Below are 13,914 nucleotides of genomic sequence, written 5' to 3' on the forward strand. Positions count from 1 at the left end.
ATTGTTGACGATGGTTTCACAGAAGGTAGAGGCTGTTTCTGCTAATGGCATTGGAGAATCTATGTTTAATATATTTTCTTCGTTGGCGCAGATTGCATGATAACCATGACCTAGTTCGTGTGCCAAAGTCGTGATGTCTCCTAGGTTACCTGTATAGTTTAGCATCACTCTAAATTCCTTAATAGGATGAAGGTCAGAGCAAAAGGCACCACTGACTTTACCATCTTTTGGTTCAACATCGATCCAAGCGTTTTCCATGGCTACTTTTGCAACATCATGTAGCTTATCTGAAAATTGGGCGAAGTTTTCAAGTACAAAGGCACAGCCTTCTTCATAGGTATATTTTTTAGATTGACTGCCAATAGGCGCAAAGAGATCATAAAAAGGCAGGCCCTTCTTGTGCCCCAACATCTCACCTTTAGTCACCAAATATCTTTGAAACTCAGGGATATATGCTTTAATTGCTGCAAACATAGCATCCAGAGTCTTTTGTGACATTCTAGAGTCTTTCAAGGTTTTTTCAAGAGGTGAACCATAACCACGTAGGGTGCTCATGGTGATCACTTCGCCCTTAATACTGTTTAGTGAAAGCGCAACAGCTTCATCAATTTTTTCATAGGCTTTGAGTTCAGCTTCATAAGCAGCTTTTCTGACCTTTGGATCTGCATCACTGGCGAGGTTACGAATTGCCGCGATGGGAAGTGTTTCTGCCACACCATTACGGACGATTGTCGCTGTTAAAGTAGAGGTTAACTTACTTTGAAGTGTTCGCCATGCATTGGATCCAGTAATGGATAATTTTGAGGCAATTACCTCTTCTGCCTCAGACAGCATGTGACGCCCTGAAGCCTTTAGTTCTAAAATAATATAAGAAAGTGATGAGAGATAGTCAGAAGTCTTAAGGAAAGAATGGAGATCATCTACTTGGTTAAGGTACTTAATCAGCTTGGTTTTGGCAAGTGTGGCATCCTTATAGATGGCTAAGATTTTATCTTGGTATTGAAGTGCTTTTTCGTGTTTGGTATTAATTGAAAAGGTTAAACTGCAATAAGACAGTAGTGTGGTCGTCAAGCGATCAAATGCTTCTAAATGTCTAAAAAACACCTCAAGAGATTTGCTGTCTTTAAGTTCTAAGACCGTCTGGTTCAACATTTCCAGTTCTGTTTCAAGGGCTTTGATGTCCTTTAAAAAATCCTCAGAATCAAAATCGGTATAGAGTGCGTCTAAACGCCAATTCTTATTCATCTTGATGCCTCCTGTAATTTTTAATTTATGAACTAATATAACCAGTATACCATATAAAATTATTTGTATGGTGTACTGGTTATCATTTTTAGACACTAGATCTTTATTTAATTTAATTAATCATCATGGTTATCATCACTATGCTCAATATTATCTTCATCTTCACTATTTTCATTATCATGATGTTCTGTCTTTTGTTTATCTTCATTTTTACGGTCGGCTTTGTTATTTTGACCATCTATTTCGCTCTTGTCGTTTTTAATATCAGAATCGGATTCAGCACCAGAATTATCATCTTGTTTAAATTTGTCTTCATTTTTGATATCTTCGCGGTGATCTTCAGAGTCTGAGTTATACTCAGTTTCATGATCATCATTTTCGAAGTTTAGGTCTTCATTATGGTCCTTTGAAGGGGCATCGTCTTCATCTAGCCGTTCAAACAGATCATGAATCTCCAAGTTCTTAATCTCATCATCATGATCGGGATGTTCTATTGAGAGCAGGTGTCTTCCCAAAGAAATTTGGTCTTCTGAAATCTCTTCATAGTCCTCTTTATCGCCAACGAGGATTTCAGCATCAATGGTCTCGGCGTATTTTGATATATTCTTCTGAATGGCCTCAACCATTTGATTCGAATCAGATTTCAAGGGGGCAACGGCAATCAGGACACTTCGCTGATCGATTGAATACCCTAAGGCTTTGGCTTGTTTAAGAATTTCATCAATGGCAACGTTATATTTTTCGCCCTTTAGGTCAATACCAGATAGAAGGCGCGTTGCATCTTCGTTTAAGCCCAAAACTTTAAGGACCTGACCATTTCGATTTAGGGTCATTTCAACACTTGGATTGATATCTAAGCTCAAAACTGCATATGTCACATTGAGTAGAGAGGTGTTGACCATAAAGACAATCAGTAAAATAGCTGCGACCATACTGAGATAACGCATTTTAGACTTAATTGGAATCACTGCATTTGGTCTATCTTGAGCGAGAAGGTCTTCTTTAAGAAAATAGATGACTTCGCCAATTTTATGGCCCTTCTTGTGAGTCAATTTAAGATGTTCACCCTCATCTGTTAAAACATGTAAATAGGCAGGATGAATCTCCAGAATGATGCCCTTGTATAAATTTTCAGCGTTTTTTAATTGAATTAATCTCTCGTAATCCATCTTTTAATCGCCCCTAACTCTTTAACAAAAATAATAACAACTGATGTGATGAACACTTTATTTTTTTCCAAAACTTTTATACTGGTTTTGAGTTCTCTGTGAATTTTGCTGATGGGTAAACGATATTTTTCAAACATGATGGCGGTCAAGGTCTTTCGCTCGCTTACCTGTTTGGAAATCATCATGGTATTGGAAAGTGTGTCTTTATGTTTAGGCTTTTTATCCAATAGGTCCTGGAAAGTAATTTTAAACTTTTGGAGTTCAGATTTCCAAATTAGAATTTCTTCCTCCAAGCCATTTGAAGACTGAAATGAATTTAGGATTTCAGTAGATTGATGTGATTCAATATCTTCAATTGCAAGGGGGATGGCCTTTCGTCTTTCTTTTTCAAAGTATGACTTAAGTCGACTTGAAATCACCAATTTTGCATAGGGTAAAAAAAGCCCCTTTTGTGCATCATAGCGGTCAATGGCTTCGTTAAAAGCCATTAGACCGATGCTGAGTTCATCTGAATCTCCAAATTGGACATATTTTCCGGTAAACTCACTGACACACTTAATGATAAAGGGCATAAACCTTTTTATCAATTCATCACGTGCTTCAGAAGCATGTTTTGTCATGAGCAGTGTATTGATGATTTCTTCACTTGTTTGGAATTGATTATGATATTCCACGTCATACCACCTCTAAATTAATCGTCTAATTCATCATGGTTTTCAGATGTTTTAACCTTGATTTTGTAAGCTTCTTTGTGAGAACTGTGGTGGTTCTCATCTTCATCTTCATCTTCATCTTCGTCATCGTCATTGTCTTCATCTTCATGACCATCTTTTTCCTGGTGAAGTGTTGATTTATTTTCAAAATTGACTTTTCCAGTTGAGAAGACTTGATCAGCTGAGCCCTTGTATTCAAAGCTTGTACTGGATTCACTGATGGCTTTCATCAATGCCTCACTCTTGACAATAGATGTATATTGGTCATTGGTTAAGTCTTTCAAATGGAGCAAGTGCTCAATTTCATATTTTACCTGAGCATTGAGATAATTTTCAACTGATGTTGCGGTTTTATCATCTGAAAATATTGTTTGGGAATGTTTGTGAGTGAGTGCCAATACCAAGAGGGCATTACTTTTGTATTCATTAGACAAAATATTCTTGACTGTTTGAAATTCCTCTGTGTTTTTAAAAGTTTCACTGAGACCAATGATCAAAGGTGTCGTCTGTGATGAAGTCCCTAAGAGTGAGCTTTTCAAAAGTGGGAGCAACTGATCTAAAGACTTATCCTTATAGGCGCTTAGGTCAACGACTATGTCATTGGTAATATCTTTAATACTTGTTAATTTCAACTGTGCATTGAAGCTTAGGGTATAATCGTTTAAACCGTCAAGCATGATTGAAAAAACTTGGTCTGAGTCTAGAACGATTTTTTCTTGATTAAAAGTGGTGACTGCTTGGACCTTCACAGGTGGGGTCTTTGTAGTCGTGGTAGAAGTACCGCTTGGTGTGGTATTCGTTGAGGCCCCTTTACTTGAGTTGGTTTGCGTATTGCTTGTCGATGTATGATTGGTCTGGGTTGCTGATGTCACGGTATCTACGCCACTTGATTGTGCTGCAGAGAGTAAACCCATACTGGTCGTTATTAATAGGATACTTATACCCAGTGCAATTGACTTCTTAATTTTATTATAACTCATTTTTTAATCCTCCTTTGTTTGATCTGCTATAGAATACAAAGGAGGCGTGACTTTTAGGGGGGATTTTGAAAAAAATATGCTCATATAAAAAAGCACATGGGCAAATTGAAATCCATGTGCAGGCATTTTTTTATTTATTGGGTGCGATTTTGCCGAAGAAACACGCCTCATAGACCTATTGCAAAATCATTTTAAGAATATCCTGATGTGATTCCTTGTAGGCCTTTTTAAACTCATACATGCGAATATCGGCTATTTTAACGAGAACATCGTAGACCATAGAATCATCAGGAGAAGCAGCTAGGCCATAGGAGAAACTCACTGGTAGTTTGTGGCCGTTAAATGGTATTGTATGATATTCATACTGGTCAAAGATTGCCGCCATTTTTTCTTCCGCCTTATTAAGTGGAATGTTCTTGAGCAGGATGACAAACTCGTCACCTCCGACACGAGAGAAAATATCTGAATCCCTTATGGAGGCTTGGATGACATTTGAAAACTCAGTAAGCACCATATCACCGGCAGTATGTCCAAAGGTATCGTTTATAGATTTTAAGAAATTTAAATCACAGAGGACAATAGCGTAGGGCTCTAAATTTTCAAGTGTGATTTCACTATGATATTCGAAAATTTTCTCGAAATAGTTGCGGTTGTAGGCACCGGTTAGCTTGTCGAATTTTGAGAGTTTTACGGTTTCATCTACCAAGAGTTTATTTCGAATCGCAATGGAAATCTGAGCACTAAAAAACTGAATCAGTTGAATGTCCACATCATCAAAAGCATGGGTTTGATCACTATCAATGTTTAAAATGGCATAAATCTTGTCATCCACTAAGATCGGTGTCGATAAGGCTTCTTTTGTGTCAAGGCCGTTTGCCTTTTTTAACCACTCAATTCTTTCTTCAGAAAGCTGTGTGTAGTCAAAGTCTTGAATGTTGGATATGACCATGGGTTGAGATAAATTGCCATCGGCATTCTGATAGAGAAAGGTTTCTTCAAGTGAAAAATCTACTTTTTTTAGATATTCAAGATCAAAGCCAACTGCGGTTTGATATTCATAACGATTTGTTTCATGGTTCAAAATTAAGATGCTGCCTTTAGTGGCGTTTTCAATAACATCTATTGCGGACTTAAGAATGAGTTGGTAGAAGTCTTCATCAGTGTCTCTTGCCATAATATGATGACTTACGGCCAATATTGTATCTAGCGTACTGCTCTTGCAATAGTTAATGCGGTTGAGTTCTTCTAATGTATCATGGCTGTTTTGAATATATTCAAGTGCCAATTGGATGCTGGTTTCAAATTCCTTTGAAGTTAAATGAAATCTTTGTGAAATCTTCATAGGTTTATCATAAGACACGTTTGACACTTTTTTGCTTATTTCAGAAGTGAGCTTCATTTCATCTTGAATACGTTCCATGGTTTGAGACATCAGATTTTGAAACCTCAAATAACGCGTCATCATGAAGAGGTACATTCCGAAAAGACTCACAGTAAGAAGTAGAATCGCAAAAATGGGATGCCATTCAATTAAAACTGAAATGATGTAAATCAGGACAATGCTAAAAAGTGCAATAAACAAGAAATGAGAACTGATATGTCGTTTGAATTGATTCAAATTATCGCCTCCAAACTCAAGTATTTTCGGATTTTTAAGAGTTTCTTAATACATTATAGATTGCAAAAGGCTATAATAATATTAAGATAACTCTATTATACATGAATTATCTTTTAAATGGTAGTTCGTGAAAGTAAATCGCTTTAGGAGGTGAGGAAATGGATTTAAACTATTTTACAATAATGTGGGCAGTACTCATAGTGGTTTTCACCCTTATTGAAGCCACCACTCTCGGATTGACTTCTATATGGTTTGCAGTGGGTTCCTTGGCTGCTTTAATTACTTCGGCAATGGGCTTTGGTATTATGGTACAATTCGTAGTCTTTGTCATTGTAGCAGCAATTCTTCTTGTATATACACGACCAATTGCTAAAAAAGTACTCAAAATCGGGCAGAATAAGACCAATATTGATGCCATTATCGGACAAACAGGCTATGTTACAAAAGCAATCAGGATTAAAGAAACTGGCCTTGTAAAAGTCAATGGTCAAATTTGGACGGCAAAATGTCCAGAACATGAAGAAATTGAAGTGGATGAAGAGGTAGAAGTACTCGCAGTGGAAGGTGTTAAGCTTATCGTGAAAAAAAAAGTGAATGAAAACTCAATAAAGCCAATATAGTTTGTGTGGCGTTGAGATTCAGATATATCATAACATACTAATAGGAGGTCATTATGGCTGGATTTATTATCGGAACAATATTGATTGTTCTTGCATTTTTACTTATTGTAAGCAATATTAGAATTGTACCTCAGGCAAGTTCTTATGTTCTAGAGAGACTAGGGGCTTACCACAGTACATGGGAAACAGGACTTCATTTTAAGGTGCCTTTAATTGACAGAGTTTCAAAGAAGGTATCCCTAAAGGAAATGGTTGTGGATTTTCCACCTCAACCCGTTATCACAAAAGACAATGTAACGATGAAAATTGATACAGTCGTTTACTATCAGATCACAGATCCTAAACTCTACACATATGGTGTTGCACAACCGATTGTGGCAATTGAAAATTTAACAGCGACCACATTAAGAAATATTATTGGTCAATTGGAGCTAGATGAAACTTTAACCTCTAGAGATCTTATCAATACACAAATGAGAAGCATCTTAGATGAAGCCACAGATCCTTGGGGCATTAAAGTTAATCGAGTAGAAGTTAAAAATATTTTACCACCAAAAGACATTCAAGAAGCCATGGAAAAACAAATGCGTGCAGAGCGTGAAAGAAGAGAATCCATCTTAAGAGCAGAAGGCGAGAAGCGTTCGGCAATTCTAGTGGCTGAAGGTAAGAAAGAATCTGTTATCCTAGATGCTGAGGCGGAAAAACAATCTGCGATTTTAAGAGCTGAAGCGCGTAAAGAAGCACAAATAAGAGAAGCGGAAGGTCAAGCTGAGGCAATCTTGAAAGTGCAACAAGCGACTGCTCAAGGTCTTGAAATGTTAAAGAATGCAAAAGCGGACCAAGCGGTACTTACCTTAAAGAGTTTTGAAGCTTTAGAACGTGTAGCAGATGGACAAGCGACTAAGATCATCGTACCATCAGATTTAGCAGGCGTTGCGAATTTAGTAACCAGCTTAACTGAAATTGCCAAAAAATAATTGACTTAATGAGGGTGCATTAGAGCGTATTAGCAAGCTTGGGTGCGCCCTCTTTTTATTTAGTCTTAAAAACAACCTTGAGGTTAGTAGAGAGGAAACAGGAAATGAGTGAGACAGCACTATATTATTTCACTGGCACGGGGAATACTTTGCATATAGCGGAAAGTATTAGTAAGGCAATGCCTGGGTGTGATTTAATTCCAATTTTAAAATTTGGTGACGACGATGAGATTAGGAATTTAGATTCGAGACGCGTTGGTTTTATCTTTCCAATCTATATGACGACATTACCGGTTCCCATGAAACGCTTTATTGAAAGATTGACCCTGAGTGAGGAAGTTTACCTATTTGCACTTGCCACACGTATTGGCACAAATCATTCAGCATTTAATGAAATCAATTCTATACTTAAGAAAAAACATAAAAAACTTCAGCTAGAGTGGTCCTTTAACATGCCGAGTAATGATCCAAAATTTAGTTTCAAGAATTTATCCGAGAATGAGTTGACTAATTTAAAGGAGACTTGGGAAGCGGAACTCAGGACAATATTGCCCAAATTGAAAAATAATGAAGTCTTTTTAGCAAAAGATAAAGGCGTTCAGCAAAAAGTCCCCTTAGTGAATTTTTTAAGAGTTCTAATGCGAGTTGGTGGAAACAAGCCGCAAAAGATGTATTCAAATGCAAACTGTATCGGATGCGGAAATTGTGAACGCGTATGTCTCAGTGGCAGGATTGAAATGATTGATAAAAGCCCAAATTGGCCAGATCATAAAGTGTGTTATAAGTGTTCTGCTTGTCTGAACTTTTGTCCGACAAATGCATCTCAAATTAAAGGCATGACTGAGAAAAATGGCCGTTATAATCATCCTTTTGCCACAATAGATCAAATTTGCAAACAAAAAGAAAGGTCTAGTACCTAAAATAGAGCTGTATCAATTAAGAATTGTATTTTCTTATCTGATGCAGCTCTTATTTTGCTAATATGATCGTGAGATTGAACCACCTCATTAATAATCCTTATTAGAATTTCCCATTAAAAAATCAATATCAAACATAGGGGCAAAATTGAGAGGCGAATTAATTTTATTAACTGTGAAATTAATTATATTAATTATTAGGTTAGAATAAGGTTAGAAAATAAATTGAGATATTGACTTTGTGGTGTGGAAGGCGTATCTTAAGGTTAAGAGACAATCATGTGAAGAGACATGTGAAAATCGCATGATACATATGGGTTGCTATAAAGAGGAGTGATGATCTTGAAGAAAGAAGTATTGGGAAATTGTCCAGTGTGTCAGTCCAAGCTCAAGGTTGTGAAGTTACACTGTGATCATTGTAAAACGAGTATTGAGGGTAGTTTTGAACTGGATAAGTTCAGTTATCTTAGTAAAGAAGAAAAGCTTTTCATTGAAATTTTCATAAAGAACAGAGGCAATATAAAAGAAATCGAAAAAGATTTGGGAATTTCATATCCAACGGTACGTCGAAATTTAGACCAGGTAATCAGTGCTCTAGGCTACAGTGTTAAACCAAGTGAAGAAGAAGTGAGCAAAAAAGAAATTTTAGAGAAACTGAGCAAGGGTGAAATCACATCAGATGAAGCCTTAAAGAAGTTGAAGGGAGAAACGTTATGAGTGAAGATCGATTACAAATTTTAAAAATGATTGAGAATGGCACAATTAGTGCTGATGATGGCCTAAAATTACTGGATGCCGTTTCTGGAAAATCAGAAGAGACAAAGAGTGATAAATCAATTCCTAAGGGTGTAAAATGGGTTAGAGTTGTCGTTACAGATGAAATGAAAAGCAAAACAGTTGATATTAAGCTTCCATCCAGCTTGTTTAAGATCTTTGGTACAAAAATTGTTAAGGGCCTTGATACCGAAATTGATATGGATGAAATTCTTGAACTCATCCGATCAGGTGTCGAGGGTGAACTTGTTAATATAACAACAGATGATGGACACTTGGTTGTCATCAGTTTAGTGTAGGAGGTTTTCAAGATGAATAGCAAGCTTGAAATATTAAAGATGATAGAAGCGGGTAAAATCAGTGTTGAAGAAGGACTTGAGCTGATTGAGGCTGCTGAACAAACTGAATTGATCGAGTCGGAATCCCCAAAGGAAGAAGAGCGATATTCATATGAGGAGACGGATAGAGAAGTACTCAAGAACTTTGATATTGCACTGATTTCATGCAAACTCAACATAGAAAGATCCAATGTAAACGACGTGACCATTGAACTTCTTGATCCCAATACAAGGGAGCTGGTTGAAAAACCGGAGTGGCTCTATTTTTACGAAGAGGAAAATTATATAGAAATCAAAGAAAAGAGAAACTCTACCTTTGGCGATCTCATAAACTTTTTCAAGGATGCAGGTGAAAATCCATTTAAAACCGTTTTTATCAACATTAAATTACCTATGAGTATGGTAATAGACCAGGGGAAGTTTTCAAGTGTATCAGGAAATATATCCGCAATTGGACTAAACGGAGTGGATTTTGTTTTCAAATCTGTGAGTGGTAAAGTTTATATGACGGGTGTAAAGGCTCAAAAGGTACAAGGAAAGTCCACGTCAGGGTCCGTCATTGCAGAAGACATTAAATGTGCCAATGGTATTTATAAATCCACTTCAGGACGTGTAAAAATCACTGGAAGACATAATGCCACGATTGGGAAGACTGTTTCTGGCAGCATTGAGTTTGATGGTGGTGATGAACTGAAACAGGCTGATTTCTCAACAGTTTCTGGTAAAATCGATATTAAAGTAGAAACGCCAGAACAGTATAATCTTTCAATGGATTCACTGTCTGGCGGTATAGATCCGAGTGGTTTTGCGGTTGTGGACAAGGAGATGTCCGGTAAGCGTCGTGTTAATGTTACCAATCGCTCTGATGAGAGATGGATAAGCGCTTCTACTGTGTCAGGTAAAATTCTATTTGATAAAAAATAATTTAGACATCAGCTGAATAGACACATTCTCCATCAATGAAGGTTTTTTCAACGGTAATGTTTAGTAAATCATCTACAAAAGGATCCGCGCTGAGAATGACAAAATCAGCGAGGTATCCTTTTTTTAGTTGTCCTTTTAAATGAGACTCATGTGAAAAATATGCAGCATCCTTGGTAAAGCAGGATAGAGCATCATAAACGCTTAGGCCTTCGTCAATATTAAAGCACTTACCACTTGGATGCCTTCTTGTTACTGCATAGTGGAGACTTTCAAAGGGATTAGGTGACTCTACAGGACAATCAGAGCCAAAGCCGAGTTTTATCCCATGGGCTTTCATGGTCTTATAGGCATATGAGTTTTGAGACAGGTCATCTCCAACTCTATCCTTGACAATGAACATGTCATAACCCAAGAAAACGGGTTGTACAAGTGCATTGACCTTGAGCGCTGCCATTTTTTCTATTAGGGGTAGTGTCATGATTTGTGAGTGAACAATGGCATTGTATTGCTTTGCAGAAGGATCATATTTTTCAATGAACTTCAAAGAGAGTGCGTTGGTATAGTCGCCAATGGCATGAATGGCGAGATCAAAATGGTGCTCGATGCCCAACTTAACCAATTGCTCAAGTTCAGCTTCGGTATATATGAGTATGCCTTGAACTTTTGGATCATCCATATAAGGCTTTGAAAGTCTAGCAGTCCTTGAGCCTAAGCTTCCGTCTGCAAGGATTTTAAGGGGTCCGATTTTGAAACGATGGTCTCCGGCACCTGTTACTAAGCCCAATTCTGAAAAAGCTTTAATGCTTTCTGGTGTCAAACACTGTACTTGTTCATAAATTCTAAGGGGGTAATTTGGCAATGCTTTCATCAATTCTATCAGATTGATTTGCTCATCCTCCGGTAACATGGTTAAGTCATCTGTATGGACTGTTGTAATACCATACTTTAAAACTTGTCTTTGAGCATCCTCAAAGTATTTAATGAGCTGCGATTTGGTTGGCAGGGGTATCTGTGATAATACCAGTGTAAGCGCGTTTTCTCTGAGAATACCTGTGGGCGTGCCATCTTCCACATCGACAGCACCACCTGATATAAGCGTGTTTGAAGTAATGCCACAGATTTCTAAAGCAAGGCTGTTGACCACGGCGATATGACCACAGGCACGTGAGAGTATAATCGGCCGATCTGGACAGATGGCATCTAAATCCACTTTTGTTGGGAGGCGTTTCTCATCAAAGAGGTCATGATTCCAGCCTCTGCCTTCAATCCAATATTCAGAATGGCGATCCTTGTATTTTAAAAGGCGATCCTGTAAGTCTTTTATACTTCTACAGTGGTCCAGTTGACATTTGTTTAAGGCACTACCATAGCCCAATAGGTGCATGTGGGTATCAATAAAGCTAGGACATACAAATTTGCCCTTAAGGTCAATGGCATGACCAATTGTATCCGGCAGACCATGACCAAGTTCAGAAATGTAATGGTCTTCAACAATCATATAATCATAGTAGCTGTCTTCCGCAGACATGGCGTGAATTTTACCGTTATAAAAAACTTGCTTCATAGTGGATACCACCTTTTCGAATTTTCTATATTTTATTATATCTTATCGTTAAATTCATGTCAGCATGTTATAATAAATCGAGGAATTGAACAAGGAGGTAGAATTGAGAAATTCATTAAAGAGAAAGAATGACAGACTAGCAATTTTTGTATTAATTTTACTGATTTTTACCATGCTAGCAGGCTGCAGTAATGAAAAAGAGAAGGTCACTAGTAGTGCTGAACCCACTGTAAGTGAATCAAGCCAAGAGTCTAATTCTGAGACGGTTCAAGAAGCAAATCCAAATACGAATCAAGATGCTTTGAATGCAATTGTAAGAAGTGCATCAACAGTTGTCAATGATTCAAAAACCAATAGTATTATCACCTATCAGGACAGTTTTCAGATAGGAACATATATTAAAATTAGTATATATGCGGACAAGGAAGTCCCATCAAGTGACTTTGATGAGATTTTTCTTGCAATAGATCAATTTGAAAAATTGATTTCTAAAAATATTGAGACTTCGGAAGTTTCCCTAATTAATCAAAATGCGGGTATTGCACCAGTCAAAGTATCAGACAATATTTTTGAACTTATCAAAATGGGCATTGAGTATGGTGACATATCTGACGGTGGCTTTGATATTTCAATTGGACCACTCGTGGATTTATGGGGTATAGGCACAGAGGGTGCACATGTTCCAGACCAAAGTCAAATAGATCAAGCCATGTTGGAGCTGGACTATCACAATATCATCCTAAACGAAACTGATCAAACTGTATTTTTGAAAAATAAGGGTATGTCACTTGATTTGGGTGCAATCGCCAAGGGCTATATCGCGGATCATGTGAAGACTCTAATTCAAAAGGAAGGCTATAAAAGTGCCATTATCAATTTGGGCGGTAATGTATTAACCGTTGGCCATAAGCCCAATAGTGACGCTTGGGCGATTGGTGTCAGAGACCCTAAGGGGGAAAGTAGCGATATCGTTGGTGTTTTAAAACTACAGGATAATTCAATTGTTTCTTCGGGAACCTATGAGCGCTTTTTTATAGAAAACGGCAAGCGCTACCATCATATCTTGAACCCTAAAACGGGTTTTCCAGAAGAGAATCAGTTACAGTCTGTTTCGATTGTCTCTGAAAAATCAGTTGTTGGCGATGCACTTTCAACAACCGTATTTGTAATGGGATTGGAAAAGGGCTTTGCTTACATCGAATCACTGGACCAAGTCGAAGCGCTTTTTATCACTGAAGATGGGATTATCTACAGAACGTCAGGTCTTAAGGATGTCTTTACCCTAACCAACAATAACTATACCTTGAAGGAAAAAGAATAAAGATTCTAAAAATATAATTTGTGGAACAAATATCACAATATTGTAAATTAAAAAGGCACTTCTTTGGGTATAAAAGACCAAAGGAGTGTTTTTTATGATAAAAGAGCTTAGAAAAATTGTAATTCCGGAGTTTATTTTTGGATTTAATTCCAGAAAGCTCATTGGGAGTTATGCGAAAAATCTTGGTGCTGAAAAGGTGCTTATCGTAACAGATGAGGGCATAATTAAATCAGGGTGGATTAATGAAATTATAGAGAGTTTGTCGGATGTAGAAATAGACTATCACATTTTCAGCGATGTATTTCCAAATCCGAGAGATACCGATGTCATGGTTGGTGTGGATGCTTTTATTGAGAATGACTGCAATTTTATTGTCGCAGTCGGAGGTGGTAGCCCCATGGATTGTGCTAAGGGAATTGCCATTGTTGCCACTAACGGGGGTAATATTCTCGATTACGAAGGTGTGGATTCCGTCCCATTTCCAGGACCACCACTTGTTTGTATACCAACCACCTCGGGTACATCTGCTGATGTATCACAATTCGCCATTATATCAGATACCATGAGATTGGTGAAGATAGCCATTATCTCAAAGAAAGTCGTGCCAGACCTGGCCTTGATAGATCCATTTTTATTGACGACGATGGATGGCTATTTAACAGCTTGCACGGGTATGGATGCTCTGACACATGCTATTGAAGCTTACGTCTCAAATGCTTCATCACCATTTACAGATCTTCATGCACTTGAAGCG

Annotated in this window: 14 protein-coding genes; 8 read left to right on the forward strand and 6 right to left on the reverse strand. The window is 37.6% G+C overall.

Annotation, left to right across the window (positions count from 1 at the left end; translation table 11 throughout):
- From AC220I_RS10095 to AC220I_RS10115, 5 genes are all read right to left on the reverse strand, one after another.
- On the reverse strand, nucleotides 1-1,245 hold a 1,245-nt coding region (locus AC220I_RS10095; protein WP_486723700.1), incomplete at its 3' end, for a M3 family metallopeptidase.
- Between the two features lie 116 nt (nucleotides 1,246-1,361).
- Nucleotides 1,362-2,414: an anti-sigma factor domain-containing protein gene (locus tag AC220I_RS10100; RefSeq protein ID WP_486723701.1), complete on the reverse strand. Its 1,053-nt coding sequence runs from the start codon at nucleotides 2,412-2,414 to the stop codon at nucleotides 1,362-1,364.
- Entirely contained in the window at nucleotides 2,396-3,088 is a 693-nt protein-coding gene (locus tag AC220I_RS10105) for an RNA polymerase subunit sigma (RefSeq protein WP_486723702.1), read from the reverse strand. The genes AC220I_RS10100 and AC220I_RS10105 overlap by 19 nt, the downstream gene beginning before the upstream one ends.
- A gap of 17 nt (nucleotides 3,089-3,105) precedes the next feature.
- Nucleotides 3,106-4,107, reverse strand: a complete 1,002-nt coding sequence (locus tag AC220I_RS10110; RefSeq protein WP_486723703.1) for a hypothetical protein — start codon at nucleotides 4,105-4,107, stop codon at nucleotides 3,106-3,108.
- 175 nt (nucleotides 4,108-4,282) lie between these two features.
- Entirely contained in the window at nucleotides 4,283-5,725 is a 1,443-nt protein-coding gene (locus AC220I_RS10115; protein WP_486723704.1) for a sensor domain-containing diguanylate cyclase, read from the reverse strand.
- Between the two features lie 158 nt (nucleotides 5,726-5,883).
- Here AC220I_RS10115 and AC220I_RS10120 point away from each other — a divergent pair, with 158 nt between their 5' ends.
- From AC220I_RS10120 to AC220I_RS10145, 6 genes are all read left to right on the forward strand, one after another.
- Entirely contained in the window at nucleotides 5,884-6,345 is a 462-nt protein-coding gene (locus tag AC220I_RS10120) for an NfeD family protein (RefSeq protein ID WP_486723705.1), read from the forward strand.
- Nucleotides 6,346-6,398: 53 nt separating this feature from the next.
- On the forward strand, nucleotides 6,399-7,322 hold the full coding sequence (locus tag AC220I_RS10125; RefSeq protein ID WP_486723706.1) for an SPFH domain-containing protein: 924 nt from the start codon (nucleotides 6,399-6,401) through the stop codon (nucleotides 7,320-7,322).
- A 104-nt stretch (nucleotides 7,323-7,426) separates the two neighbouring features.
- Nucleotides 7,427-8,242, forward strand: coding sequence for an EFR1 family ferrodoxin (locus tag AC220I_RS10130; RefSeq protein WP_486723707.1), 816 nt, complete (start codon nucleotides 7,427-7,429; stop codon nucleotides 8,240-8,242).
- A gap of 339 nt (nucleotides 8,243-8,581) precedes the next feature.
- Nucleotides 8,582-8,956 (forward strand): DUF2089 family protein, encoded by a 375-nt coding sequence (locus AC220I_RS10135; protein WP_486723708.1) that lies wholly within the window; start codon nucleotides 8,582-8,584, stop codon nucleotides 8,954-8,956.
- The gene (locus AC220I_RS10140) at nucleotides 8,953-9,312 is read left to right on the forward strand and encodes an SHOCT-like domain-containing protein (protein ID WP_486723709.1); all 360 of its coding nucleotides are present in this window, start codon (nucleotides 8,953-8,955) and stop codon (nucleotides 9,310-9,312) included. Before AC220I_RS10135 ends, AC220I_RS10140 begins: the two co-directional genes overlap by 4 nt.
- Before the next feature lie 12 nt (nucleotides 9,313-9,324).
- Nucleotides 9,325-10,275: a DUF4097 family beta strand repeat-containing protein gene (locus AC220I_RS10145; RefSeq protein ID WP_486723710.1), complete on the forward strand. Its 951-nt coding sequence runs from the start codon at nucleotides 9,325-9,327 to the stop codon at nucleotides 10,273-10,275.
- Nucleotide 10,276: 1 nt separating this feature from the next.
- Here AC220I_RS10145 and AC220I_RS10150 read toward each other — a convergent pair whose 3' ends face one another.
- Nucleotides 10,277-11,839: an amidohydrolase gene (locus tag AC220I_RS10150; RefSeq protein ID WP_486723711.1), complete on the reverse strand. Its 1,563-nt coding sequence runs from the start codon at nucleotides 11,837-11,839 to the stop codon at nucleotides 10,277-10,279.
- 103 nt (nucleotides 11,840-11,942) lie between these two features.
- Between AC220I_RS10150 and AC220I_RS10155 the strand changes: the two genes are divergently transcribed.
- Both AC220I_RS10155 and AC220I_RS10160 read left to right on the forward strand, forming a co-directional pair.
- A complete protein-coding gene (locus tag AC220I_RS10155) occupies nucleotides 11,943-13,160 on the forward strand; it encodes an FAD:protein FMN transferase (RefSeq protein ID WP_486723712.1) in 1,218 nt (405 codons plus the stop codon).
- Nucleotides 13,161-13,254: 94 nt separating this feature from the next.
- Nucleotides 13,255-13,914, forward strand: a 660-nt coding sequence (locus AC220I_RS10160; protein WP_486723713.1) for an iron-containing alcohol dehydrogenase, incomplete at its 3' end; no start/stop codon positions are given.

Source organism: Fusibacter sp. (assembly GCF_057447755.1).

Excerpts from the sequence above, each read along its gene's own strand:
- AC220I_RS10100 (WP_486723701.1), bottom strand. The coding sequence starts at position 2,414 with ATGGATTACGAGAGATTAATTCAATTAAAAAACGCTGAAAATTTATAC.
- AC220I_RS10110 (WP_486723703.1), bottom strand. The coding sequence starts at position 4,107 with ATGAGTTATAATAAAATTAAGAAGTCAATTGCACTGGGTATAAGTATC.
- AC220I_RS10120 (WP_486723705.1), top strand. The coding sequence starts at position 5,884 with ATGGATTTAAACTATTTTACAATAATGTGGGCAGTACTCATAGTGGTT.
- AC220I_RS10125 (WP_486723706.1), top strand. The coding sequence starts at position 6,399 with ATGGCTGGATTTATTATCGGAACAATATTGATTGTTCTTGCATTTTTA.
- AC220I_RS10130 (WP_486723707.1), top strand. The coding sequence starts at position 7,427 with ATGAGTGAGACAGCACTATATTATTTCACTGGCACGGGGAATACTTTG.
- AC220I_RS10140 (WP_486723709.1), top strand. The coding sequence starts at position 8,953 with ATGAGTGAAGATCGATTACAAATTTTAAAAATGATTGAGAATGGCACA.
- AC220I_RS10145 (WP_486723710.1), top strand. The coding sequence starts at position 9,325 with ATGAATAGCAAGCTTGAAATATTAAAGATGATAGAAGCGGGTAAAATC.
- AC220I_RS10150 (WP_486723711.1), bottom strand. The coding sequence starts at position 11,839 with ATGAAGCAAGTTTTTTATAACGGTAAAATTCACGCCATGTCTGCGGAA.